Consider the following 25,094-nt stretch of genomic DNA (forward strand, 5'->3'; position numbering starts at 1 on the left):
TAATCTTCTCAGCCCGGCAATATATGTAAGCTATCGCTCAGCGGTTTCATCCGGCAAGTATCGCCAGGCAACCTTGCACCGTATAGTGCCAGAATTACGGTGTGCGGCACATTAAAATAATAAGTCGTGCCTTAGAATCCCCATGCACCCTCATCTACTATATTACTATATAGCGTCATACTGGATTTGCCGGCGGTTTTTGCCGATACTTGCACAATCTTTTTAGCGTTGTCATCGACAGATACCGAACCATGTCCCGCCAGGTTCAGCGATTCCATACTGCAACACCGCGAAACCTATTGGTAATACTGCCGTAATCCGCACGTAATATGAATGAAATGCACATTTAATGTGCTCGAAACCGCCTTGAAACACGTACTGCCTATTATCTAAAGTAGCACAGCTGCTGAGCAACGATTGCACTTATAAGTTTACGTGATGAAAGGAGATGGTTTCAATGCAGAACATTAATACAGGCGATACGGCCTGGATGTTGATTGCAACGGCGCTGGTCATGTTTATGACCCCCGGCCTGGCGCTATTTTATGGGGGTATGGTGCGGAGCAAAAACGTACTCGGCACCCTTATGCAGAGCTTTATTATGCTCGGCGTCGGCACCATTGTATGGATTCTTATCGGCTATACCCTGGCGTTCGGCCCGGACAAATTCGGTATGATCGGCGATTTAAGCTGGATCGGCCTTAGGGGTGTAGGTATGGCTCCAAACGCCGATTATGCCGCCACGATACCGCACATCTTGTTTATGGCGTTTCAGATGATGTTTGCCATCATCACCCCGGCGCTTATAACCGGCGCATTTGCGGAGCGCATGAAGTTCAGTTCTTTTCTCGTCTTTATGGTCGCGTGGATGATACTTATCTACAGTCCGGTCGCACACTGGGTGTGGGGCGTCGGCGGCTGGGTCCGCAACTTAGGCGCACTCGATTTTGCCGGCGGAACGGTCGTTCACATCAACGCCGCGGTCGCCGCTCTTGCAGCCATCATTATTATGGGTAAACGCAAAGGATTCGGAAAAGAGGCTATGCATCCGCATAACCTGCCGATGACCATCCTCGGTGCGGCTATTCTATGGTTCGGATGGTTCGGTTTTAACGCCGGCAGCGCCCTTACCGCCGGCGGTCTTGCCGCAGTAGCATTTGTCGTAACCCAGGTCGCAACAGCGGCGGCGGCTTTAAGCTGGATTCTTTTTGAGCGAATCAAAACCGGTAAAGCGACAACGCTCGGCGCCGCATCCGGTGCGGTTGCCGGTCTGGTAGCGATTACGCCGGCGTCAGGATATGTCGGCCCGCTCGCGGCTATCGCAATCGGTTTTATTGCCGGTGCCCTATGCTACTTCGCGGTCGGCCTTAAGTATAAGCTCGGCTACGACGACTCGCTCGATGTTGTGGGTGTACACGGTGTGGGTGGTGTGACCGGAGCGCTTCTTACCGGTGTGTTCGCGACGACTGTTATTAACAGCGCCGGTGCAAACGGCCTGTTACACGGCAACCCGGGGCTTTTGGTAAAGCAGCTTATCGCTGTCGCCGTCACAATCGGATTCTCGTTTATAGGTTCGTTCGCCATTCTCAAAGTCATCGACTTGGTCATGGGCTTACGCATCAGCGAGGAAGACGAACTAACCGGTCTCGATTTAACACAGCATGCCGAGAACGGCTACGCGCTCGGCGGTTTCGGTTCGGGCACAATGGGCCATCTTGAGCCGGGGATGGCAATAAATGCACAGCCCGGTTTTGCAGCAATGAAACCGGTAACCCACAAACCCAACTAGGAGGGCCGACCTATGAAAAAGATCGAAGCGATTATTAAACCGTTTAAGTTGGATGAAGTTAAAGACGCACTCAGCGGTATCGGAGTTAACGGTCTAACCGTCCTTGAAGTGCAGGGGTTCGGTCGCCAGAAAGGCCACACCGAGGTCTATCGCGGCGCGGAGTATAATGTGGATTTCGTGCCGAAGGTAAAGCTTGAAATCATGGTCGACGATAGGCTGGCACCGCAGGTAGTCGATACCATCATGGAAGTAGCGCGCACCGGTAAGATCGGCGACGGCAAGATCTTCGTCTCCCCTGCCGACGATGTCATCCGCATCCGCACCGGCGAGCGCGGCCCCGACGCGATCTAGGTTATAGAAAATAATAGAGGTTGTAAAGCGGGTTCTGCAAAGGCGCAGATCCTTCCATCACACACAAGGGGCGGACCCGACCGCCCCTTGTGGTTTTGCTGCCCGTAACACGCCGTTAACGCCGGGGTAACACGAACTTAATATTGCAGAAACACCAGCGAAATAATCCATGCCTACAATAACCATATAATTGGCAGGCCCGTCACCCTGGTGACGGGCATCATGGTAGACGAGGGTATAATCGGGAAATTTGTGCACTCACAGGCGCGCTACCAGCTCTTTTGATGGAGGGAAATCATGGGACATATCAATACCGGTGACACCGCGTTTATGCTCATCTGCGCAGCCCTTGTGCTATTCATGACACCGGGGCTCGCATTGTTTTACGGCGGGATGGTTCGCAGCAAGAACGTGCTCGGCACTATTATGCAGAGCTTTATTATTATCGGAATCATAAATATTATATGGATGCTGTTCGGCTACTCTCTAGCATTCGGCCCGGACGCGTTCGGCGGCCTCATCGGCGGCTTGAACTGGATCGGCCTTCATGGTGTAGGCATGGCGCCAAACCCGACATATGCTCCCACGATACCTCATGAAGCCTTTATGATCTTCCAAGCGATGTTCGCCATAATTACCCCGGCGCTTATAACGGGCGCATTTGCGGAGCGCATGAAGTTCACATCATTTCTCGTCTTTACCGTCGCATGGTTTGTTATCGTATATATACCGGTTGCACACTGGGTCTGGGGCGCGGGCGGCTGGCTTCGTGATTTTGGTGCGCTCGATTTTGCCGGCGGCATCGTCGTGCACGCAAGCTCAGGTGCGGCCGCGCTTGCCGCAGCTATCTTTACCGGAAAACGAAAGGGGTTCGGAAGCGAGCCGATGATCCCGCACAACATACCGCTTACCATTATCGGTACCGGTATCCTGTGGTTCGGCTGGTTCGGCTTTAATGCAGGCAGTGCGCTTGCCGCGAACGGGGTTGCCGTAAATGCTTTCGTGACGACGCATATTGCGGCGACAGCGGCGACGGTCAGCTGGGTTATCGCTGAATGGCGCAAGAACGGTAAGCCCACAACGCTTGGCGCGGCGACCGGCGCGGTGGCGGGTCTTGCAACGATCACGCCGGCGTCCGGGTTCGTTGGCCCTGCTGCTGCTTTAGTTATCGGGCTTGTCGCCGGCGTGGTTTGCTATTATGCTATATCCTTGAAGTTCAAGCTCGGTTACGACGATTCGCTCGACGTCGTCGGAGTACATGGTGTCGGCGGTATTGTCGGGACGCTCGCGATCGGCATATTTGCGACAACAGCTATTAACAGCGCCGGTGCAAACGGCCTGCTATCTGGTAATGCAAGCCTGCTTGGGATTCAGGCCTTCGCAGTGTTGATAGTTGTGGGATTCTCTTTTGTCGCCAGCATGGTTATATTAAAAGTAATCGATGCAATCGCCGGCGTGCGCGTCGCCGATGAAGATGAGCTTACCGGCCTCGATCTCTCACAGCACAGTGAGGTCGGGTACGACATGTCCGGCTTAGGCGGTGGAGGCGGCGAATTCGTGTTCGGTAGCGAGTTTGCCGGTCATACAGCTCCTGAGGCATCGCTCGGTATGGAATAGACACCGCATCTTTATGGCTTGAATAACGAGGAGGACTCACATTGAAAAAGATCGAAGCGATTATCAAACCGTTTAAATTGGACGATGTCAAAAATGCGTTGAGCAAGCTCGGCATCCAGGGCATGACCGCGTACGAGGTCAAGGGTTTCGGCCGCCAGAAAGGCCACACCGAGGTCTATCGCGGTGCCGAGTATCGTGTCGATTTCGTACCGAAGGTAAAACTTGAAATCATGGTAAGCGATGAGCTGGCGCCGCAGGTAGTCGACACCATCGTCGAATCGGCCCGCACCGGCAAGATCGGCGACGGCAAGGTCTTTGTCTTCCCTGCCGACGATGTCATCCGCATCCGCACCGGCGAACGCGGCAACGATGCGATATAATAGCGCGCAGTGCTATTAATTAGCACGTTATGAATAGCGGCGGTGTTCAGGCCGCGTAAAAACGACACGGCTACTATAAGCGTATCAGCATATAGTAGCGCCGCAACACATGTAAGGTGGTTGAGTATATTTGGCAACTGCTTCAGGAATTGCCAAAAGATATACGGACGGGTTGGCAACACTCGAAAAGGCATACGCCGCCCGCCCGTCCGGGCGTGAGAATGCGCAGCACCACGCCGACCTCGTCGATGAGGTTATTATCGCTTTGTATAACGAAGTCATAGCGGAGCCTGGATTGGGATATGATCCGGGCTCAAACGATATCGCCATCATAGCGCTCGGCGGCTATGGCCGGCGTGAGCTTTGCCCCTATTCGGACATTGACCTCATGATTCTTCACAGGATCAAAGACAAAGCACTCATCGCCGGGATCACCGAGAAATTGTTTTACCCCTTATGGGACTTAGGATTGCAGGTCGGGTACGGTACGCGAACCGTCAAAGAAAGCCTCGTCATGGCGTCCGCAAATTTCGAATTGCAGACCTCGTTTCTCGAAGCACGCCTCATTATAGGCAACGGCGAGCTTCTCACACAGCTTGAAACCGGTCTCACGAAAGAACTTCGCGCACGTGGTGGGCGCCGCTTCATCGAACTCATACTTAAGGAAAATGAAACCCGGCACACCCAAGCCGGCCAAGCGGCGTACCTGCTTGAACCCGATCTTAAGGAGGGCGAAGGCGGCCTGCGTGATATTCATGCCATGTTGTGGGCGGCAAAAGGCTTGCTCGGCTATTCGACGATCCGGCAGCTCACACAAAGCGACTACCTGTCAGAATTCGATGCCGACAAGCTTGAAGAAGGTTTCGAGTTCTTGCTTACGATCCGTAGCCTGCTCCACTATCTTACCGGTAGAAAAAACGACCGTCTCTTTTTCGAACACCAGCTTGAGATATCGAAACGGCTCGGTTTTAAGGATGCGAACGGAATCAGCGGTATCGAAAAATTCATGCGCGCATTTTACATGCATGCAAGCGCAATAGAGCTAACACAGCGCTCATTCTGGGAACAAATAAAGACGGACTATTTAGGCGCTGTGCCGGTGAATCAAGCTAAAGGGGCGCATGAAACCACACCGGGAATAATTATGACCGGTGGCGGGCTTTCGCTGGAGAGCACAACGGTTGTCGGGATGCATCCGGGGTCGGAGATCAAACTCTTCACCAAAGCCGTCACCGAACACGTCCCGATTGCCTACGGAAACCTTGGCTTTATTCGCGAAGGAATTGACGCGATTGATCTTCAACCGGCATGGACGCACGCGACCCGCGAGGACTTTATCGCGCTGCTCAAAGCAGGACGTGCGGCGATTCCGGCTCTTGAGGTTATGGATTACCTCGGTGTAGTTGCGCGCTATATCCCCGAGTGGTCGGCTGTTCGCTGCCTGCCGCAATACGATTCGTACCATCTTTACACTGTGGATATGCACCTGTATTTAACAGTCGCCGAGCTCGAAAAGTTCGGTTCCGGTTTCTACGACGCCACAAACCCGCTGTTCGAGCAAATCTATAACGAGATAGAGCAAAAGGATCTGCTCTTCGTAGCCGGGTTACTGCATGACATCGGCAAAGGGCGCGGCAAAAACCATAGCGAAAACGGCGCGCGTATTGCCACAGCTATCTGCAAACGCATGGGCTTTAGTGAAAGCGATGTCGAAACAATCGTATTCCTTGTTGCCAACCACCTGCTGCTCTCAGACGCGGCGCTTCGCCGCGACCTCGATGACGAAAACGTAATCGTTGAAACAGCTGAGACGATTGTTAATGAGGAGCGCCTTAAGATGCTCTATCTTATCTCGATAGCCGACTCGCTTGCAACCGGTCCCAAAGCCTGGGATATGTGGAAAGATAACCTTTTGCGGGAACTCTTCATAAAAACGCTCCATATTATTAAAAGCGGCGAATATACCGGCGAGCAAACTATCGAGCGATTGCGCGTAACTGAAGCCGGTGTGAAATCCGCGCTGGTGGCCCGTTACTATGATGCGGACATCGACCGGTTCTTAAAACAAATGCCGCACTCCTACCTGCTCACCCAGGATATTGCCGATATAATCGACCATTTCAAGCAGGCGTTCGAGACGCAACACACGGGCACACCGGTCTCGGTTAAGGTAAAACGAATCAACGGAATTCACGAGCTGGTGCTTATAGCTAAGGATCAACCGGGGTTGTTCAGTAAAGTATCCGGCGTTCTCGCCATCCACGGCATCAACATTCTCGGCGCCCAGGTATATACGCGAAGCGATGGCGGGGCTCTCGATATCTTCAAAATCGCCGGCTATTTCGATCAGGGGCTGCATGCGGCCGACCAAGACGTACTGGCGAAAGACATTGCGCGTGCACTTGAAGGCAAAATCGCTCTTGAATATCGAATTGCCGAGAAAGCTAAGCGCTATCAGAACCAAAAGAAGCACACGCTCAAGAAGCCCGCACGGGTAGAGGTCGATAACGAATCATCCGATTTCTATACAATCATTGAAGTGCATGCCGAAGACCGCATCGGCCTGCTCTACACCATTACCCGGGTGATGTTCGAACTCAACCTCGACATCCACCTTGCCAAGGTCTCAACCAACGTGGATAAAGTCATAGACGTCTTTTACGTCTGGGATATGTACGGCCAGAAGCTTTCCGATGCGGAACAAATCCTCGATGTAAAACGCGCTATTTTAATGGCGCTTGAGTAAAACCGCGTTTGTTATCTTCAGCCGTGATTGGTAACAGCCAGCGCAACAAGCGCATTCTTGTAAAAATCATTGGCGAATAGGCGAATATCACTTAAATTCACCGTTTTTCATACAGTTTTCTCGCTTAGGTCTAAAATAACCGCAGATAAAACCGATAACAACTCGTATAGGTACAGTTTCACGAATTATTAGATAAGCTAGGTGAACCTGCATGATACGTAGTTTTTCCGGTTGTAAAGGTAACAGTAACGTTGCATTAAAAAGAATTGTCCTTGTCGGCGCCGTTCTGGGCACGCTGCTCGTGTTGCTTGTCCCCGAGCTGGCCTCGGCCGCTGTGGATGAATGGGTCACAAACGGCCCGAGCAACACCATTGTCTACAGCCTAAGCGCATCACCTGATTACGGCAGCGACCGCACCGTCTTTGCCGGAACCGATCACGGTATCTATAAAACCACCAACGGCGGGCAGAGCTGGTCTCAGGTCGGCCTTCCATCAACCTATGTGGAATCGATCGCGATATCACCTACCTATACCAATGACTTCACCGTCTTTGCCGGCACGATCGGCGGCGGTATCTACAAATCGGCCAACGGCGGCGCGAGCTGGACCTATATGGCTCTTACGGGTAAAGAAATCAGCGCCCTGTGCATTTCGCCGAATTACGCAACGGACCATACGGTGTTTGCCAGTACGACCGGTAGCGGCGTCTATAAATCCACCGATTCCGGGACGAACTGGACGCAGACTATATTCGGCATGGGCAACTACTTCATAAGCGCACTTGCCATATCCCCCGATTTTGCAGCTGACCAGACGGTTTTTGCGGCAACAATTGATAACCACGGTATATATAAATCAACCAACAGCGGTTCGAGCTGGACGCAGGTTAATACCGGCCTTACAAGATCATCCATAAGAGCGCTTGCAATCAGTCCGGCGTATAGTACCGACCACACGATATTTGCCGATACTTTCTGCTCGGTAAACGGAGGTGCTAATTGGGCGGCTACGGGACTGGCAGATGATGTATACTCACTCATTGTATCGCCTGGTTATGCAACGAACAATACTGTTTTCGCCGGTACATATGCCGGCGGAGTATACAGGACGACCAATAGCGGAACAAACTGGACGCAGGTTAATACTGATCTCACCAATCTTAAGATCCCGGCCCTGGCGATAGCAAACGATCCGCAATCGGGTAGTACGCTCTTTGCCGGTACCTGGAACTCCGGCGTATTTAGCACGCTTACGCAGGCCGATATAACACCCCCAAACGTGGTGAGTGCCGATCCGGTCAATGGAGCGACAGGCATTGCATCCAATAAAACCGTCACAATTACATTTAGTGAGAATATCCAGACCAGCATAGCTTACGGTATGATCACCGTAAAAGACAGCTCGAATAACCCGGTTGCGATAGCAACAAGCATCAGTAACAGAACGCTTACTATCACCGTGCCGGGCGGTTGGGGCTCGAACACTACGTACACCGTGATCATCCCCGCTGCCGCCGTCAAAGACATGGTAGTTCCGACGGGCAATAATATGGCGACGCAATACACGCTGAGCTTTACTACGCAAGATACTACGGCGCCGGCGGTCTCGAGCGCCGACCCGGTAAACGGCGTGACTGCCGTTGCCGTCAACAAGACAATAACCATTACGTTTTCCGAGCCCATTCAGGTTGGTACCGCCTACAACTCGATAGCGCTTGCAACTGGCGGCAACGCGGCAAGTATCACCAAAAGCATTAGCGGCAGTACGCTTTCGATAACGCCGCTAGGCACGTTGAATTATGGGGTGGTATATACGCTCACCGTACCGGCCGCTGCCGTGCGGGATGCAACCGGCAACGTGCTGGCGGGCCAATATACACTCACTTTTACCACCGGTGCGGATACCGAGGCCCCGACTGTTTCAAGCACGCTGCCCGCAAGCGGCGCGGCAACAGTAGCAACGGATACCACGGTAAGCGTTACATTTAGCGAAAATATCGTGACGGGAGCCCATTATGACGAAATAGCGCTAAAAGACTCGGCCGGCACAAGTGTCCCAATAACAAAGAGCATCAACTCTAAAGTGCTTAATCTGAAGCCGAGTAGCGGCCTCACGTGCTCGACCGTCTATACGGTTACCATCCCTGCCGGTGCGGTCAAGGATAGCTCTGACAACAACCTTGTCTCAGCATATACGCTGAGCTTTACGATAACACCAAACACAACACCGCCGGCTAAACCAACCGGCCTGGCAGTTGCTATAAGTACGATCTCTGCTGTCGAAATCCTGTGGAATCAAGTCACCGATTCGGAGGCCGCAGGCTACTATGTCTATCGAAAAATAAAAGGTACGAGCTCGTTTTCTAAGATCAGCTCACTCGTTACCACAACCCGGTATCAGGATACGAGCGCCGAGGCATACCTCATCTACGTTTATTACGTGACTGCGGTTAACCGTTCAGCCTACGAAAGCGCGAAATCAAGTGAAGTTGAAGCGGCAATCGGCGGTACTAAAGGTATATTTGTCGATGTGGCTCCCAGCGCGTGGTATAGAGTCCCGATTTTTAACCTTACCAAGCAAGACGTATTGTCGGGCTACACCGACGGCACTTTCAAGCCCAATAAGAACATCACCAGGGCGGAGTTTGCGAAACTCATATGTCTTGCGGCTAAATGGTCGCTTGAAGAATCAGCTTCGTCATCTACTACTACGGACACGGCCCAATCGTTCCGTGACGTCGCCGGCACCTCGTGGATGTACACATACGTCGAAACGGCGAAGGTACATGGCGTGATTAGCGGCTATCGCGACGGCGCGTTCAAACCCAATAAGAACATCACGCGCGCCGAGATGGCTAAGATGATCGCCACCGCATTCAAGCTCCCCAGTGGACCCAGCAGGTTCCGTGACGTCAAATCAAACTGGGCTCGAGGCAGCATTTACGCCTGCATCGCTGCAGATATCGTAAACGGTTATGCCGACGGCACATTTAAACCGAACCGGACAGCGACGCGAGCCGAAGCGGCAAAAATGATGGCCGAAGCCTTAGGGCTGTAACAAAATGCGGCCGCCAACTAATGCCGGCGGCCGGTTCGTTTAATTAAGCAGCTCTGCAAATCTATTTTCTATCTATCCTATATCGCGGCGTCTAAAGGCGTATGCCGCAACCCCGAGCAGCCCTAGTATATAGATGAAGACGTAGACGACCATCGCGCTACTCGGCTCTGAGGCGGCCCCAAACGGCCCAAAACTAAACGCCTCAAGAGGATTACTCGATGAACCGAACAACGCCACAACCAGTTTGCGGTACATCGCGTCGACCGGTATAACAAGGCTCGTTACAACCCCCGCATGAATCAGCGATGAATTTTGAATAAGCGCGCCGATCTGCTCGACCATGCCGCCGATAACGCCGATCATATAGACCATAAATGCCGTGATGCCGTTCGCAAGCGTGGATAAACGCGTGCTCCCCATCATGGTGACCGCCAGTAAAATTAACGGCTGCAGGGTAAATAGCCCGATGGCCGTCAACGAATTCGGGATATCCACGCCGGTCAGATACTTATTCAGCAACAGCACTGAAGTAAAGAGCAACAAGGAATAGACGATGAGCATAAGCGCATAGCCGATAAACTTGCCTATGATGATACTGCGCCGTGCAATCGGTTTAGCGAGAATAGCGTGCAGCATACCGTTTTCGACTTCCGACGAGACCGAGCCGACCGCCGAGAACACAGCGAGCACAGAAACAATCGAGCTCGAGAAATAGATGCCGAGAATGAAGAGCATCCGCTTGGATTGCTCCACCATTACGTTGGCGTTAAGTCCATCCGCCCGCCCGCCAAAGTTTTTAGCCTGTTCTTGTAACCCCAGAGTCACATAGTGTAAGCCAACTCCATATACCAGTAAAAACAGTAGCGTTAGTATAACACCGGCCAGGAGGATTTTCTTTCGCAATGCTTCTTTAAAGGTTAAGCTCGCGATGGTTAACATGAGGCATCGCCACCTTGTATCGTAGTAACAAAGAGTTCTTCAAGGGATAGCTTCTTATGGCTCAAGTTATAGAGCTGGCCTCCACTTTTTATGATAAGCGCGGCCAGTTCGGGCACATCTTCTTCCCGCTCAAGCTCAACAACATAATGCAACCCGTCATCGGCCACTACCTTGCCGAAGCGTGAAACCGTTTGACTCAGCGCACCGTTAAGATTGGTCGCGGTAATCTCGACTTCGATTTTGTTCTTCAAAAGCTCATCAAGCGAGCCGCTTTTTACAATGCGGCCGCTTTTGATGATAGCGACCTCATCGCACACCATCTCGATCTCACTGAGCAGATGGCTGTTCAAGAAGACCGCTTTACCGCGATCGCGCAACGAGGTAATAATCTCGCGTACCTCCATGCGACCGATCGGGTCGAGCGCCGAGGTGGGTTCATCTAAAAATAGCAGGTCCGGGTCGCCTACGAGCGCCGCCGCAATGCCGATGCGCTGCTGCATACCCTTGCTATACGTCCGTATCTTGGCGTCACCCGCACCCTCGAGTTTCACCACGTTGAACGCATCGCGAATGCGTTCGGCACGTTTCTCTTTCGGAACGTGCGCGAGCGCCGCGTGGTAGTGCAGCAACTCGTTGCCGGTCAACCAATCCTGATAGCGGAAGTTCTCCGGCAAAAACCCGATACGTCTACGCATCTTAATATTGCCGATCGGCTCACCCAAAAGTTTGGCGCTGCCCGATGTGGGCGCGATCAGGCCGACCAGCATCTTTACAAACGTGCTTTTGCCGGCCCCGTTCGGGCCGAGAAAGCCGAATACTTGCCCCTCGCCGACGGAGAGGTATATCTTCTCGCATCCGATCTTTTTTCCGTAGATTTTCGTTAAATCTGTGGTTTCAATTACTGCCATAATGTCTTAACCAAATCCATCTCTTTAAAATTACGCTAAACGGGAGCCGCGTATTCGTGTTTCCATTATACGCGAGGCTCCCGTTTGCTTCTATTCCAATACTTATTACTTCAGTGAACTCGCGATAGCTTGCGCCTGCTCGAGTGTTACCTCGCCGCCGACAGCGTAGACTACGCCATCTTTTTGCCAGATGAGCCCGCCCATGCTGCCAACACTTGCTCCCTCGAGTGCCTTTGCACCCTTCTCACGCATATCTTGCGGTATATCTTTCGGCGGTGTAATGAACACACCGCTGGTGCCGTTTACCGTTACATCCTTGGCGGTACCGTTGATGTTCGGGATAACCAGCGTGCTCGTCCAGTCGGTAATCCCTCTGAGCTGTGCCTTAAAGTTTTCCGGAAGCGGCATGCCGAGCAACGCATCGCGCACGACCGCCGGGTCGGTACCTTCAGGTAATACCAGTTCAGGGCTGCGTGCTTCGGCTACCGTAACCGCTTTGCCTGCCGCATTCTTGTATTCGGCGGTAGCAACGGTCGGTACCTTTACGCTAAAGGTCTTGTTGTCAAGCGATGCCGGCAGTGCCTTGCTGCCGCCGAACACCTTGATAATGCTGTTCGCCTGCTCGACGTTAAGTGTAAAGTTCGCACTAAACGCCGGTGATATCTTGTACGCTGCTGCACCGTAACCGGCGATATCCGCCGTCTTCAGGTCGAAATCAACAGCTTTTTTTGCTTCTGCAGCCGTCGACATTACCGGCTCTTTGAACCCGGTTGTCTCGAATTTGCCGAGGTTTTTAATATCGACTTTACCTCCATTTGCGCCGCCTAAATGCTGCATCTGCTGCAGGTCGTCCTGCGAAATCGTAATGGTCTGCACCTTCTCTACGCGGAAGATGTTGAGGAAGCCTGCGGCCGCCTCTCTGACCGGGGCAAAGCTGAACGATACCGCGATAATGGCTGCGGCAGCAACCGGTATAAGGATCGCTTTTGCTCTACTCTGTAACATCATATAAGCTCCTTTCTTCTGTGCCGGGGTGCCGAAACGCTCATCATGCGTTAGGCGCTGCCACGCGGCATCGGTGGTAATGCTTGTGCTGGAAATATCCTTCGCGAAGGCCGATAAGCCCACCTTCGCAACTTCGTTCGCCTCTTCAAGTCGCGCAAGCATAGCGCTACATTTTGCACAGGTAGCGATATGTGCTTCAATCTCCCAACGCTTCCGGCCCGGGAGTTCCCGGTCGAGGTAGGCCTGAAGCGTACCCTCGTTATAGCACATGGTTTCCCGTCCTTTCATATGCCTGGCGAAACTTTACTAGCGACCGGGCAATCGTGGTGCCAATGGATGACTCTTTTATTCCGGTAACCTGCGCAATCTCGCTATAGCTGAAACCGGAGAACTTGAGTACCAGGCACGTGCGGTCCCGGTCGTCGAGCGTTCGCAGTGCGGCGCGCGCCTCCGCCGCTTCGCTCGTGCGTAAAAAATCCTCTTCAAAAACATCGCGTACGAACCCTTGGGCTTCTTCGCGTTTCTTACGGTTTTTCTCGCCCCGCAGGTGGTTGTAGGCAAGATTCGTTGAGACTTTCATGAGCCACCCGGAAAGGTTCGTGAACTCACGGGGCGGATTCTCGTAGAGTTTAATAAACGTCTCCTGCGCGATATCCTCGGCTAGCGTCTTGTTACCTGTCAGGAGTATAAGGTGCCGAAGTACATGCTGGTAATTTGCAGTGAACAACTCTTTGAAATCGAAATCATCCGGCGCTATAGTCATATGTTCTTTGTGCCTGTTGTTCTGTAAAACCACGAGATCCCGTACCCCCAATATTTGGTTCCATAACTATAACACCATGGGGTAGACGAATGTGACAACAAAACCGTCAAAAAGCGGTGAAAAATTTGCGGAGTGGATACGCGTATATTATAGCCGGTGTGTCGGCAAGAATTAGACGGGGCGATTATCGTTTTTTCTTGGTGTTTTTCGCATTCTCAAGCGTGGCTTTAACGGCTTTATCGAACGCCCAGATTGAAAGGGCGATTATCGGCGAGGCTACTATCATAGCGCCACCGAAGAGCGCCACCCAGCCATAGGGTGATCCGGTAAGCGCAACGACAAAACTTTTATTGCCGGAAAACACGCCGGCGAACCGGCCGAAGATAACAAATATGGCAAGTCCTAAGAAAAAGGATGCCAAGAACATAATAAGTGCGCTTTTACCCGGTGAAATATTCTGCGGTATCATATCTTACTTCCCTCTGATGTTTGTACCCGAAATAAAGTAAAAAGACAATATTGGAGAGGGCTTAATACAGCTCAAATTTAAGAAGTCGTGACTCAATCGGCCCGTTAAAGAGGACGATCCGCTGCGATGCCTTCAACCCAATAGCCTTGGCGAGATCGGGGTTGCCGGTAAACACATAGCCGGTGTATCCCTTGCACCGCTGCTTGAACACATCGCCGATCAATTTATAGAGCCCTTCAAGCTGCTGCTTATCGCCAATGCGCTCGCCATAGGGTGGATTGAGGACGATTATGCCGGGGCCGGGGGGCGGCGTAAAATCGGCAAGATCTTTGCGGATGAACGGCACGAAGTCAACGCCCGCAGCTCGCGCGTTAGTCATGGCGGCGCGAATCGCTCTGGACGAGGCATCATAGCCCCGAATAGTCGTGCGGGCATGCCCCTTGCGCTGTGCTTCGGCATCCTTCAGCAGGCTCTTCCAAAGGCCTGCATCAAAATCGAGCCAGCGTTGAAACCCGAATGTCTTATGGATAAGCCCCGGGGCGATATTCGCGGCCTTGAGCGCCGCTTCGATTACAATCGTGCCCGAACCGCACATCGGGTCGATGAACGGACTCCTCATGTCCCATTCGGTATACTCGACAATCGCCGCAGCCAACGTTTCTTTTAGCGGCGCCTCGACCGGCTCAACCCGGTAGCCCCGTTTATGCAGGCTCTCCCCCGACGAATCGAGGCTGATGGTGCACTCATTGTTTACTATATGGATATTGATGCGAAGATCGGGGTCGGCCGTATCCACGCTCGGGCGGCTGCCGAGCAGCTCGCGGAGCTGGTCGACAATAGCGTCCTTGGCTTTCAATGCGGCATATTTCGAGTGTTTAATGGCCGAATCGCGCACGTTGGCATCTATCGCCAGGGTCATTTTCGGTGTCAGATACCGGCGCCAGTCGATACGGCGCATACCCTCGTAAAGCTCGTCGTCGGAGCGGCAGATAAATTCGCGAACCGGCAAGAGAATCCGGTTTGCAGTTCGAAGCCACAGATTTGCCCGGTACATGTCGGCCTTTGTGCCGGTAAATGAGACACCGCCGGCGTCTTGCCGTACGTCCTTCATGCCAAGCGCTGTAAGCTCACCTGCCAAAACCGGCTCGACACCCTTGGCGGCAGACACAAAAAGGCGTAAGTTATTGGGGTTAGTTGTTTTGTTGTTGTTTGGTCCGCTATTCCTACTATGCGGTCTTTTTTCCGCCATGTTATCCTTTTCCGTAACCGTCTTCGTTGCAGTCGTGCTGTCTTTACTATCGTTGCCGTCTTCGCTATCTTCGCAAACTTCTCGCTCGTCATTCCAAGATATTTCGAAGTTAATATACCCTGTTGATTGTAAACGGCCTGCTTGGATAGAGCAAGCAATTAAACTGTGTGCGTTAGCGCGCATCTACCTTACCTTACCGCTTTTGTTGCGACCTGGCCCTGGCCGTAGGCGATCGTCGCCTCTTCGCGGTGTGAATACCGTTTATATCTGTCCTGATAAGTGATCACGACGCGGTATTTCACGCCTTTCTTAACCGCTACTTTTACCGGGAACGACCAGTACGGCGTGGCCCCGGGCATAGAACCGGCACGCTGGCGCTTCGTCGAATATATGAGCTTGCCGTTTGCCGCATACACAGCCGTGGTAACGTCCCCCATTGCCTGGATATTTCCGGTGCTCTTGAGATAATGGCGAATGAGAAGGCCCTTGCTGGTAAAACCCACCTTCCCTGTTGCTGCCGCGCTGAAATCGGTTCTAACCGCGCTCCCGTCTGAGACCGCCGCCCAGTTTATGGATTGGGACGCGAGCTCTTTTGCCGTATCGGCGTAAGAAGCGAGGCGCGAGTGCCACCAGAAATCCATAACCTTAAAGGTGAAATAGACTAATTTGCCTTTGCCGTACTGCCCCGCCCACAGCGCCGGCGTCCCATTCGAGTACCACATAACCGGCGCCACATTTTTATTAACCGTACCAGGGAGCGCCTGGGTGTAAACAACACCGGCGGCCTGCGGCTCGACCAGTGTGATCGAGCTGTCGTCGAGCGTGCTTTTGGTCGCGTTGATAATCGGATGTGTTGAAGTGCGGCTCGAGACCGTGAAACCCGAATCGAACGGGTCGTTGATAAAACGAATCTGCAAGAGCTCGCTGATCGGGCCCCACTCCCACGCATCGTGGGCAAAATAGCGGATATAGAGGCCGAACGGCGGGTAGACGCGCGAAATATCAAAGAGCATAACGGCCGAGCCGCCCTGCCCCACATAGTCGCGCACCGTGGCCCCCTGGGCCTCATCCATCATAAACATCCATGGGAACACGACAACCGGGTATTGCTGAAGCGTCGCCAGACTCTTGAGGTCGGAATCGCTCACCTTCACGACATCATAGCCCCGTTTCTCAAGCATGTTGTAGACTATGGTCTCGCGTTCGATAACCGCAACCTGGCCCATGTTGCTTCCCGGATGCGTTTTCTGTTTGCCCGATTCCTCGGTTTGGTACGAGAAGACAACCCCGATTTTACCGGTCGCCTGCTCGAGGCCCGATGCCGCCGGCTTGCCGGACATCGATAGTGCCGGGATAACCGCCCCCCGGGCCTCACGTGGTGATGTTGCGGCAGCCAGCGCAAACGCCAGGAATAAAACGCAAATCAACCACAACACCAGATCAACTTTTGTGGTATCATCCAATCGCCTCATGTATCCTCCCTTAAGACTAGAATAAAAAACACCTGGTTCGTGTGTTTGTGGAAAGTGCTTGTATTGCTTATTTTGCATGATAAAGATGCGGCTCGTAGTGCAGGTATGAATTACTAATAATTACCATATGATACTATTAATATCGGTGGCTCCCTTGCAAACCTATAGGCTAATTAGCTATCGTATGGTGGGTTTGAATTGGATATTAGAATTTGGGGATTTAAAGCATATGGCTCAACAACGACGAAGAAATAATCAGAAGACAGGCGGCAAACCGTTGCCGGAAAATGTAGTGCTGGTTGCAGGGCCGCCGGCTTACGGCGGATACACGATCGGCCGCATTCCGGCGGAAGTAGAACGCAGTGACGAAGAGCAGCCCGGCGGCGAACCTCGTAGTAAAGTCGCGCTCATTCGAGGTGCGATTCCCGGCGAGCTTGTCGAAGTATCCGCCATCGAAGAAAAGAAAGATTACTACATCGCCCAGGTCGACCGTATCATCGAGCCCTCACCCTACCGCGTGCGCCCGAAGTACGGGTACTGCACGGGCTGCCAGCTCGAATATATCGCCTATGACAAGCAAGTAGAGATTAAGCAAGACGTGCTTGCCGACGCCTTGCGGCGCATCGGCGGTCTCAATATTGTGCTTGACGAGCCGCTTGCGCTCAAAGAAAGCGCCTGGCACTACCGCTACCGAGCACAGTTTAAGCTGCAGGATGGCAAAATCGGCTTTTTTAAAGAGCGCACCAATGAAGTAACCGATATGGAGTATAGTCCGCTTCTTATCGAACCGATCAATATCGGGCTTAAGCGCACACATGATGCACTGCACAAGCAGCCGAAGCTTTTTGAGGGTGTGACCGAGATTCATATAGCGTACGGGGACGGCCTGTTCGCCACGATAAAAACTAATCCGGCGGCAGACGTGCCGAACAGGCACTGGGACGAGCTGGCGCACGCCATGATTAATTACGATTTCAGAGGTATCCTCATCGAAACCGGTACACGCAACCAGCGGAAATCTCTGGCATTCGGCGAGGAATTCCTGGTGCTAAAACTGGACCCGATTACCTATACCGTATCGCCGAACAGCTTCTTCCAGAGCAACTGGCTGCTTAATCAAAAACTGGTCGCGCTGATCCGGGAGAAACTCCGGCCGCTCCATGTGCGGCGCGTGCTCGACCTTTATTCGGGCGCCGGCAACTTTGCGCTTCCGGTCGCTCTTGATGCTGGTTATGTGGTTGCCGTCGAAGAAAACCCTGTCGCGGTTAAGGACGGTTTGCGCAATCTGTCTATCAACAAGATCGAAAATGTGGAGTTTGTGCGTTCATCAGCCGAGGACTTCGATATAGAAGGCTTGATCCCGCTCGATGTTGTGCTCCTCGACCCGCCGCGCGCGGGTGTCTCACCTACCTTGATTGACGGGTTGATAGAAGCTAGTCCCCAACGTATCGTCTACGTGTCGTGCAACCCGTCGACATTCGCGCGTGACCTGAAGAAACTTATCGCTAATTACGAGGTAGAATCGGTCCGCCTTGTCGATTTCTTCCCGCAGACGTACCATATCGAAGCGGTCGGCTTCTTAAATAGAAGATGGTAACAACGGCTATCGCGCTGAAATCCGCCACAGAAAAAGCGCCCTCGTAAGGACGCTTTTTGTAATGCAATATTTTGTGCGGCGTCTACTCGCCGACCAACCTTGCGATTATCTTGACGGCCTCAGCGCGTGTTGCCGTATTTGCGGGTCTGAACGTCCCGTCGGCGTATCCGCTGACGATTCCCGCCTTAACACAGGCGGTAATGTAGTCGCTAGCCCAGTTCTTATTGATATCTTTCAGCGAGCTGGTGCCCGGTGAGAGACCTAATACTTCGGCGATTACCTTGGTAATCTCTGCTCTGGTTATTTTTTTATTGGGACCGAACGTTCCATCCGTATAGCCCGTGATAACGCCCCGGGACTTAGCGGTTTCGATATAACGGTACGCCCAGTTGTCGTAAGGAACATCGCTGAAGGATGCCTTTGCCGGGTCATCCAGCATGTAATCCATCGCGAAGCAGACCATCTTGGCGAATTCAGCCCGCGTTACCGATGCGGCCGGGCTAAACGACCCGTCGCTATAACCGGAGATTATACCTTTACTAAACAACTTGGCGATGTATGCGTTCGCCCAATGTGACGCCGGGACATCGTTAAATAAAATCGGTGGCTTTTCGGCTGCCGATACCGGGCCCGTCATAGCACCTTCATTATCGGTTGTATCATAGGCCGACACCCAATAGTAATATGTGGTACCTGCTGATACATCCCGGTCGATGTAACTCAGATTGTCCTGCAACAAATTTGCGAGCTTAAACGCCTGGGTTGCATCGTTGGTCGTTGTGCGGTAGATGCGATATCCCCAGAGGTCGTTCTCGGTATTTGCCTTCCACGAAACCGTTATCTGGCCTTCTCCTGCCGTTGCGGCGAGGCCTGTCGGCGCGGCCGGCGGTGCCGTATCCGTACTTAAAGCGCTATAACCGCTCGTTGCCATTGTCTTGGTGGTATTCCCCAACAGAACAGCATGTCCGCCATTCACTGATGATTGCACTGCGAACGCCGGCAGTACCGGCATAACGCAAAAACTTAGCATGATCGCGATACACGATATGAACGCTCTCCACAATACCGTAGGTTTGTTTGGTGTGGTATTACTAATCACGACAATTGCCTCCTCTATCAGCAGAACTCGTGCTCTATGCGCTTTTTAGCGCGAGCGCAAGCCCAGTTCAACGTTCCCACTAGAAGTATCGGCTCCAGGGCATACGACTTTACAAAAATGGCAGGCAGCATCGGCGACACGGCACTACCTGAAATCGCGGATGGTGTTTACCAGCATATCGCCTGAGAACGAGACTCGTTTGAGGACAAGATGCGAGGTAATGTCGCCCATCGTATGGTATACCGGGTCTGTTTCGCAACAAAACCAGACGCTTGGGATACCCGCCTTCTCGAACGGCTCGTGGTCGCTCCATTCGGGCGCTTTTTCGTAAACCATATCGACCCCGAGCAATTTCGCCTGGTTGATGAGCATGTTGCACACCGTTTTCGGGCCTTTTCCAAGCGAGCGGGCCCTGAACTGCGAGCCGTATCCCACCATGTCGACCGATATCATGCCGGCGATTTTGTTTATCTCGTTGGCGCTGAGCTGCTTCACGTAGTAGCGAGACCCGAGGTGGTGCTGGTCGAGCGCTTTGTTGCCGTACTCTTCGGCCCCGAACACCATAAGACGAAGCGTTACCGGCGGCGCCTGCTGTTTGAATATCCGGGCCAGCTCCAGCACGATTGCAACACCGAGCGCGTCGTCGTTCGCGCCAAGCGTGGTCGGCCGCGAATCGATGTGTCCGCCGATCAACAATATTTTCCCGGGACTTTTCGCCCCGGGGATATCGACTATGAGATTCTGGCACGGCTTGCCCGGCGGCAATGTGAACGGCTGCCTGGTCACGGCATATCCCATGCTTTTGAATTTCGATTCCGCGAAGGCGGCGGCGGCGCGCTCGTTTTTGCTGCCTTCCGCGCGGATGCCGAATGCGGTAATCGCCTTAACGTCGACCATGACGCGGTCGGTATCAAACGGGATCGGTTTAGTCTCCGCTGTCGTTGCCGTGGGCGCAAACGTCGTAGTTGTCGCCGATGCTTCGCTGGTAGCGCTTTGTTTGTTCGTGGTGCTCTGGGCTTGGCGCTCGGTTGTTATGGATGCCGTTCTGTTCGAAACCCTTTCCTGCGCGCACCCGCCTATTAATGCAGCGAATACCATGCCAAGTAATGCAAGCAGTTGAAGACGGCGGGCGCCGGTTACATTATCTAACGCCCTGCAGTAACTTGATTTCTTCTGGCTCATTGCACGACCTCTTTTACCTCATAAAATGTAGCATCAGCTGGCTGTCCCTAGACACCATAGCTACAGGCTATGCATAATAGCACAGCTTTGACATGCAGCAAAACCGGCCCCAGCATAATGGCACGAAATTATAGCTGGTTACTACTACATGAGCATATTATGGCACAACGCTATATGCCCTTCTACTTCTAGAGGCTCCCAGCTGGCGGCTACCGATAACTTGCCGATAATGGTATGATGTAGACGGCAGGCACCGATCACATCATTCAACATAACAACTGATACCAACCTGATATGTTTTCTATACCACAAAATAACCGGCAGGCGCATAACGATTCAGGCAACACCCCCTCCAGGGTTCAAACGATGCCGCCTCGGTCGGAGCTCCCGGCGTTTCGAGTGATCAGGCGACTTGCGTTCGCCCTTATCTTCTTTGCCTTAATCGACATTCTTGTGGGACGTGCCGTAACACGTTCGATGACACCGGCGTTTGATAGCCAGTACCGTTTCAAAAGCGGCACCGATATTACGTCGCTTCGCCTCTACGTGGATCACATCGGGCAAATTCATGCTAACAACACGGACAATCGTAAAATCGTGGCGTTCTTAGGCGCATCGCCTACGTACGGCTACCGGATTAAGAATGCCCGCAACACGTACCCGTATGCGTTTGAATCTACGGTGAATACCCTGATGAGGAAGCCTGAGAAAACCCAAAAAGAAGTTTACCGGAATGCAGTGCAAACAGGTGCCGAAGCCGCTGCAGATTTAAAGCACAATATGGGTCCCCGAACTATCGGAGATATAGATGATAAACCAGATACTAAAGTTGTTATACCCCCGGCTTATAATCAAAGCCCGAAGACAATTAAGGCCTACAACCTCGCATCGAACGGGCAGCTTGTGGCCGACCAGTATTATATCGCAAAAGCGCTCATAGGCAATGCGGACGCGTTTGTCATCCAGCTTAACTACCACACGTTTAACCCGCATGACGCAAACCGCCCGCACATACGCTATGCCGACCTGCCCCACCGCCTCGGCGGGCCGGTCTCAAGCGGCGAGGCAAAAACGCTCGGCTCCACTAGAACGCTGGACCAGCGCGCGAACGCGACACTCTCAAGCGCCCTATCGCGATACAGTTTCACCTTTGCCCAGCGTGACTATATTACGAGCACCGTGTTCGGCGGGTCGCCTAAAGCACTCTTTGCGCAACTTAACCCGGCCACGGCCGGTGCCGGTACGGATATAGTTGATGGTAAAACCACTCCGATTAACGGCGGTGCAGGCTCGAGCGCCGGCGGTGCTGAAGCAAACGCACTGGCCGGCGATACCGGTGAGAGCAGCAAGCCGTTTGATTCACTCTCGGCGGCGCAAAAACTTCTTATCATCAAGCGCTGCTCTCAGCTCTATGATTACAAAATCGACCCGAATGATAGCGAGATATTTTTCTTGAAGCGCCTGCTCGCGCTTCTGGCCGAACATAAAAAACGGGCGTTTTTCTTTATCGCGCCGCTTAACGTCCAGGCGCTCGACGAGTACGGCATCTATAGCTGGGATTCGTATGATGCCAACTCAAAAACCCTACGGTCAATCGTGGAGGCGCAAGGGTTCCCGTTTGCCGATGCTAACCTGGGGGCCGGCGTTGTCGCCGCCGATCAATTCTTCGATATCAGCCACACCACCGACGCCGGCGGCATTGCCTGCGGCAAGTGGATTACCGACCTAACCGCGGGCTACATCTGGGAGCGGCAATGATATTTACGAGCCTTATCTATCCCCTGTTTTTACTGGCGGCAGTCCTGGTGTTTCATCTGCTGCCGAAGCAATGGCGCCCGGTATGGATAACCCTGTGCGGCACGGCCTTTTACACCTTTTACGCCGGCGGCTTCCTGTTGTTTATCCTGGTTGAGGCGGTTGCCGTCTACGTGCTCGCACGCAACTCCGTGCGGCACGGCGGCACCTTTATCGTCGGGCTTTCGCTCGCAATCGGCGCGCTCGCCTATTACAAATACCGGATTATGCTCTTCAACCTGGTCGCAACTCTATTTCATATGACGCCGCTTTCGGCCGAGCGCATTATCATACCGCTCGCGCTCTCGTTCTATACGTTCGAGTTCATCCACTACCTGGCCGACATGCGAAAAGGCACCATTGCCGAGCACGGCTTTTTCGAGTTCATGGCCTTTACCATGTTCTTCCCGACCATGGTTGCCGGGCCGATCAAACGCTTCCAGGACTTCACGCCGAAGCTTCGCGATGCGGGGCTTTCCTGGGCGCTGGTGAACGCCGGCGTGCTTCGCATAGCTGTGGGTGTTGCTAAAAAAGTGGTGATCGCCGATAGCATCAGCACCTGGGTCGACCCGTTAACGCAGGCAACCGGGCATGTGAGCGCCGGCGTTGTCGCGATATCACTGGTTGCATATTCGGTTAAGATATACATGGACTTCTCCGGCTATTCCGATATCGCTATCGGCTCGGCGGCGCTCTTCGGCATCGCGGTGCCCGAGAACTTCTCGCTGCCCTACTTTAAAACCAGTATCGCCAACTTCTGGAAGAGCTGGCACATCTCGCTTACCAGGTGGATCATCGATTACGTTTTCATTCCACTCGGCGGCAGCAGAAGTGGTTTTGCACTCGCCGGCATTAATACGGTGATCGCGATGTCGATCTCGGGCTTGTGGCACGGAGCCGCGCTTAACTTTGCTTTCTGGGGGCTCTACCACGGGTTATTGCTTGTGGGATATCGGGCTTACCGGGTGTTTATAAAGCCGTTGATTGCACTGCCTTCCGCATTCCGACCGGTCACCAATATTGCAAGCGGCGTGTTTACGTTTGCACTGGTTTCCTTCGGCTGGGGGTTCTTCATTATGCCAGCCGGTAAGTTCTTAGGTATCATCACCGAAATCGCTAAGGGGGTTATTGGATGAGAGATATGCTTGTCGATGCCGCATACGGCCTCGTGATAGCGGCGCTTATCATGCTCATCATCATGTTCTCAAGCGGCACCACCAAGTTTTTATACATCGACTTTTAAGAGAAGCGGTTTGGAGTTCTAGAAGTAGCGTGAAAACGTACAATTCCCGGCACTCAGCATAAAACGATTTCTGCTCGTTTTAGCCCAAATTTCATTAACTTATGCCAATATTTTATCTTTAGACGATAAAAGTGGAGCAAAACTTGAAAGTTTGCTCCGCCACTGTTCTCATACTTACTTATAACTGCTGTGCTGACCAGGCGTTATCATACCCAGCAACGGCTTACATTTTTGTTCCATAGGCCGCTAGTGTTACTACACTTCAACGGCGTTACTACTCTTCCACGAAAACAGCGGAGCCGATTTTGACTTTGTCGAACAGCTGGATTACATCCTCATTGTAGAGGCGGATGCAGCCGTGCGAGGCCATCTTGCCGATGCTGCTCGGGCGGTTGGTGCCGTGAATATTGTAACCGCTGTAGTGCGGCCCGTCTTTGCGTTTTTGGTACAGCACTAGGCGCCGTGCGCCCCAATCGCCGTCCGGACTGGTATAGAGCTTCTTGCCTACATAAAATACGCCTGCCGGTGTGGGTGTCGCCGGAGTGCCGATGGCAATCGGATACAGAATTGATAACTTGCCGTTTTCAAACAGTGAGAGCGACATATCGCCTTTACTAACAAGGATATAGTTGAGCGGCTTTACTGTTCCACTCCGCACTAGCGCTGTCTTGGTGAAGGTTTTGCCCCATGCATTGCAGGCAATAACCTGGATATGCGAATACCCCTGTCGCAGCCACACATTTTTAAATCCGTAAACTCCATTTACCGGTGTCGTGCGGTAAGTGATCTTCCCATTTATAGCTAAATAGAGACTTTGCGTGCGATCATCGACATTGCCGTTTATTGTCAGCCGGCCAGGAATCGCCATGTTGTCGGTAACGTCCCATGACGGCGTAAGCGGCCGATAATCGTCGAGGTTAACATAGATGCTATTGCTCATGGCAACCATGACTCCACTCGCATCATATGCAACCGCGGTGTATTCATGGCTATCATCGGGAGCAACGACGGTAAACGTCGTCTCGGCGCTTGCGTGATCCTGCAGCGCAGTTGCAACTACTTTACCGTCGCTCTTGAGCTGTATCTGGCTTACACCGTTTTGTTTAGCTACCGAAAAGTGGAGCCCGTTATCCTCGTAAGATGGTTGTTGCAGCGACAAAGTTATAAAGTTGCCGGCATTTGCTACGAGTGATGCTATCATGGCGAACGCCACAGTAAACAGTAATACTGTGATAATCCGCTTCATTCCTGTATTCTCTTGATAAACGTGCTCCTGGTGCATATTAATCACATCATTCATGCCAGGGTAACTCTTAGCAAGTATGCACCTCATTACTGCAGCTTGTGCTAGCCGCCTGCGGCTGTAAAGCGCCTGTTCAGCAGCTTGTGAGATTGTGATACTTGCACCTACATAGTAGCATACCCACCGTGGT

General features: G+C 52.7%; 20 protein-coding genes. 9 read left to right on the forward strand and 11 right to left on the reverse strand.

Going from position 1 to position 25,094, the window contains the following annotated elements; translation table 11 throughout:
- Positions 1-131 precede the first annotated feature (131 nt).
- Positions 132-278, reverse strand: a complete 147-nt coding sequence (locus VGK02_07565) for a hypothetical protein (GenBank protein ID HEY3374900.1) — start codon at positions 276-278, stop codon at positions 132-134.
- Positions 279-457: 179 nt separating this feature from the next.
- Between VGK02_07565 and VGK02_07570 the strand changes: the two genes are divergently transcribed.
- The 6 genes from VGK02_07570 to VGK02_07595 all read left to right on the forward strand — a co-directional run bounded on the left by VGK02_07570 (position 458) and on the right by VGK02_07595 (position 9,941).
- Positions 458-1,789, forward strand: coding sequence for an ammonium transporter (locus VGK02_07570; protein ID HEY3374901.1), 1,332 nt, complete (start codon positions 458-460; stop codon positions 1,787-1,789).
- 12 nt (positions 1,790-1,801) lie between these two features.
- Positions 1,802-2,140, forward strand: a complete 339-nt coding sequence (locus tag VGK02_07575) for a P-II family nitrogen regulator (protein ID HEY3374902.1) — start codon at positions 1,802-1,804, stop codon at positions 2,138-2,140.
- A gap of 297 nt (positions 2,141-2,437) precedes the next feature.
- Entirely contained in the window at positions 2,438-3,757 is a 1,320-nt protein-coding gene (locus VGK02_07580; protein HEY3374903.1) for an ammonium transporter, read from the forward strand.
- 41 nt (positions 3,758-3,798) lie between these two features.
- The gene (locus VGK02_07585; GenBank protein ID HEY3374904.1) at positions 3,799-4,137 is read left to right on the forward strand and encodes a P-II family nitrogen regulator; all 339 of its coding nucleotides are present in this window, start codon (positions 3,799-3,801) and stop codon (positions 4,135-4,137) included.
- Between the two features lie 130 nt (positions 4,138-4,267).
- A complete protein-coding gene (glnD, locus tag VGK02_07590) occupies positions 4,268-6,883 on the forward strand; it encodes a [protein-PII] uridylyltransferase (GenBank protein HEY3374905.1) in 2,616 nt (871 codons plus the stop codon).
- Between the two features lie 211 nt (positions 6,884-7,094).
- Positions 7,095-9,941 (forward strand): Ig-like domain-containing protein, encoded by a 2,847-nt coding sequence (locus VGK02_07595; GenBank protein HEY3374906.1) that lies wholly within the window; start codon positions 7,095-7,097, stop codon positions 9,939-9,941.
- 72 nt (positions 9,942-10,013) lie between these two features.
- Here VGK02_07595 and VGK02_07600 read toward each other — a convergent pair whose 3' ends face one another.
- The 7 genes from VGK02_07600 to VGK02_07630 form a co-directional block, all read right to left on the reverse strand.
- Positions 10,014-10,880 carry an ABC transporter permease subunit gene (locus VGK02_07600; protein HEY3374907.1) on the reverse strand — a complete coding sequence of 289 codons (867 nt, stop codon included), beginning with the start codon at positions 10,878-10,880 and terminating at the stop codon, positions 10,014-10,016.
- Positions 10,874-11,788, reverse strand: coding sequence for an ABC transporter ATP-binding protein (locus VGK02_07605; protein ID HEY3374908.1), 915 nt, complete (start codon positions 11,786-11,788; stop codon positions 10,874-10,876). Before VGK02_07605 ends, VGK02_07600 begins: the two co-directional genes overlap by 7 nt.
- 105 nt (positions 11,789-11,893) lie before the next feature.
- Positions 11,894-13,063, reverse strand: coding sequence for a zf-HC2 domain-containing protein (locus VGK02_07610; protein ID HEY3374909.1), 1,170 nt, complete (start codon positions 13,061-13,063; stop codon positions 11,894-11,896).
- On the reverse strand, positions 13,053-13,589 hold the full coding sequence (locus VGK02_07615; protein HEY3374910.1) for a sigma-70 family RNA polymerase sigma factor: 537 nt from the start codon (positions 13,587-13,589) through the stop codon (positions 13,053-13,055). Before VGK02_07615 ends, VGK02_07610 begins: the two co-directional genes overlap by 11 nt.
- 151 nt (positions 13,590-13,740) lie before the next feature.
- Entirely contained in the window at positions 13,741-14,025 is a 285-nt protein-coding gene (locus VGK02_07620) for a hypothetical protein (GenBank protein ID HEY3374911.1), read from the reverse strand.
- Between the two features lie 61 nt (positions 14,026-14,086).
- A complete protein-coding gene (locus VGK02_07625) occupies positions 14,087-15,457 on the reverse strand; it encodes a THUMP domain-containing protein (GenBank protein ID HEY3374912.1) in 1,371 nt (456 codons plus the stop codon).
- A 5-nt stretch (positions 15,458-15,462) separates the two neighbouring features.
- A complete protein-coding gene (locus tag VGK02_07630) occupies positions 15,463-16,746 on the reverse strand; it encodes a hypothetical protein (GenBank protein HEY3374913.1) in 1,284 nt (427 codons plus the stop codon).
- 229 nt (positions 16,747-16,975) lie between these two features.
- Between VGK02_07630 and VGK02_07635 the strand changes: the two genes are divergently transcribed.
- Positions 16,976-18,343 carry a class I SAM-dependent RNA methyltransferase gene (locus VGK02_07635; GenBank protein ID HEY3374914.1) on the forward strand — a complete coding sequence of 456 codons (1,368 nt, stop codon included), beginning with the start codon at positions 16,976-16,978 and terminating at the stop codon, positions 18,341-18,343.
- A gap of 82 nt (positions 18,344-18,425) precedes the next feature.
- Here the strand turns inward: VGK02_07635 and VGK02_07640 are convergent, their stop codons facing one another.
- Both VGK02_07640 and VGK02_07645 read right to left on the reverse strand, forming a co-directional pair.
- The gene (locus tag VGK02_07640; GenBank protein ID HEY3374915.1) at positions 18,426-19,442 is read right to left on the reverse strand and encodes an S-layer homology domain-containing protein; all 1,017 of its coding nucleotides are present in this window, start codon (positions 19,440-19,442) and stop codon (positions 18,426-18,428) included.
- Between the two features lie 144 nt (positions 19,443-19,586).
- Positions 19,587-20,624, reverse strand: coding sequence for a M28 family peptidase (locus VGK02_07645; protein HEY3374916.1), 1,038 nt, complete (start codon positions 20,622-20,624; stop codon positions 19,587-19,589).
- Between the two features lie 366 nt (positions 20,625-20,990).
- Here VGK02_07645 and VGK02_07650 point away from each other — a divergent pair, with 366 nt between their 5' ends.
- Both VGK02_07650 and VGK02_07655 read left to right on the forward strand, forming a co-directional pair.
- Complete coding sequence (locus VGK02_07650) at positions 20,991-22,382, forward strand: hypothetical protein (GenBank protein ID HEY3374917.1); 1,392 nt, start codon at positions 20,991-20,993, stop codon at positions 22,380-22,382.
- A complete protein-coding gene (locus VGK02_07655; protein ID HEY3374918.1) occupies positions 22,379-23,554 on the forward strand; it encodes an MBOAT family O-acyltransferase in 1,176 nt (391 codons plus the stop codon). Before VGK02_07650 ends, VGK02_07655 begins: the two co-directional genes overlap by 4 nt.
- Positions 23,555-23,935: 381 nt before the next feature.
- Here the strand turns inward: VGK02_07655 and VGK02_07660 are convergent, their stop codons facing one another.
- Entirely contained in the window at positions 23,936-24,961 is a 1,026-nt protein-coding gene (locus VGK02_07660) for a L,D-transpeptidase (protein ID HEY3374919.1), read from the reverse strand.
- Positions 24,962-25,094 lie beyond the last annotated feature (133 nt).

This window comes from Candidatus Aquicultor sp. (genome assembly GCA_036504445.1).
In the GTDB taxonomy this organism is placed as follows: domain Bacteria; phylum Actinomycetota; class Aquicultoria; order Aquicultorales; family Aquicultoraceae; genus DASXVE01.

Excerpts from the sequence above, each read along its gene's own strand:
- VGK02_07600 (HEY3374907.1), bottom strand. The coding sequence starts at position 10,880 with ATGTTAACCATCGCGAGCTTAACCTTTAAAGAAGCATTGCGAAAGAAA.
- VGK02_07575 (HEY3374902.1), top strand. The coding sequence starts at position 1,802 with ATGAAAAAGATCGAAGCGATTATTAAACCGTTTAAGTTGGATGAAGTT.
- VGK02_07610 (HEY3374909.1), bottom strand. The coding sequence starts at position 13,063 with ATGTGCTATAACGAGGGTACGCTTCAGGCCTACCTCGACCGGGAACTC.
- VGK02_07565 (HEY3374900.1), bottom strand. The coding sequence starts at position 278 with ATGGAATCGCTGAACCTGGCGGGACATGGTTCGGTATCTGTCGATGAC.
- VGK02_07645 (HEY3374916.1), bottom strand. The coding sequence starts at position 20,624 with ATGAGCCAGAAGAAATCAAGTTACTGCAGGGCGTTAGATAATGTAACC.
- VGK02_07570 (HEY3374901.1), top strand. The coding sequence starts at position 458 with ATGCAGAACATTAATACAGGCGATACGGCCTGGATGTTGATTGCAACG.
- VGK02_07605 (HEY3374908.1), bottom strand. The coding sequence starts at position 11,788 with ATGGCAGTAATTGAAACCACAGATTTAACGAAAATCTACGGAAAAAAG.
- VGK02_07650 (HEY3374917.1), top strand. The coding sequence starts at position 20,991 with ATGCCGCCTCGGTCGGAGCTCCCGGCGTTTCGAGTGATCAGGCGACTT.
- VGK02_07595 (HEY3374906.1), top strand. The coding sequence starts at position 7,095 with ATGATACGTAGTTTTTCCGGTTGTAAAGGTAACAGTAACGTTGCATTA.
- VGK02_07635 (HEY3374914.1), top strand. The coding sequence starts at position 16,976 with ATGGCTCAACAACGACGAAGAAATAATCAGAAGACAGGCGGCAAACCG.
- VGK02_07655 (HEY3374918.1), top strand. The coding sequence starts at position 22,379 with ATGATATTTACGAGCCTTATCTATCCCCTGTTTTTACTGGCGGCAGTC.
- VGK02_07620 (HEY3374911.1), bottom strand. The coding sequence starts at position 14,025 with ATGATACCGCAGAATATTTCACCGGGTAAAAGCGCACTTATTATGTTC.
- VGK02_07625 (HEY3374912.1), bottom strand. The coding sequence starts at position 15,457 with ATGCGCGCTAACGCACACAGTTTAATTGCTTGCTCTATCCAAGCAGGC.
- VGK02_07580 (HEY3374903.1), top strand. The coding sequence starts at position 2,438 with ATGGGACATATCAATACCGGTGACACCGCGTTTATGCTCATCTGCGCA.
- VGK02_07630 (HEY3374913.1), bottom strand. The coding sequence starts at position 16,746 with ATGAGGCGATTGGATGATACCACAAAAGTTGATCTGGTGTTGTGGTTG.
- VGK02_07660 (HEY3374919.1), bottom strand. The coding sequence starts at position 24,961 with ATGAATGATGTGATTAATATGCACCAGGAGCACGTTTATCAAGAGAAT.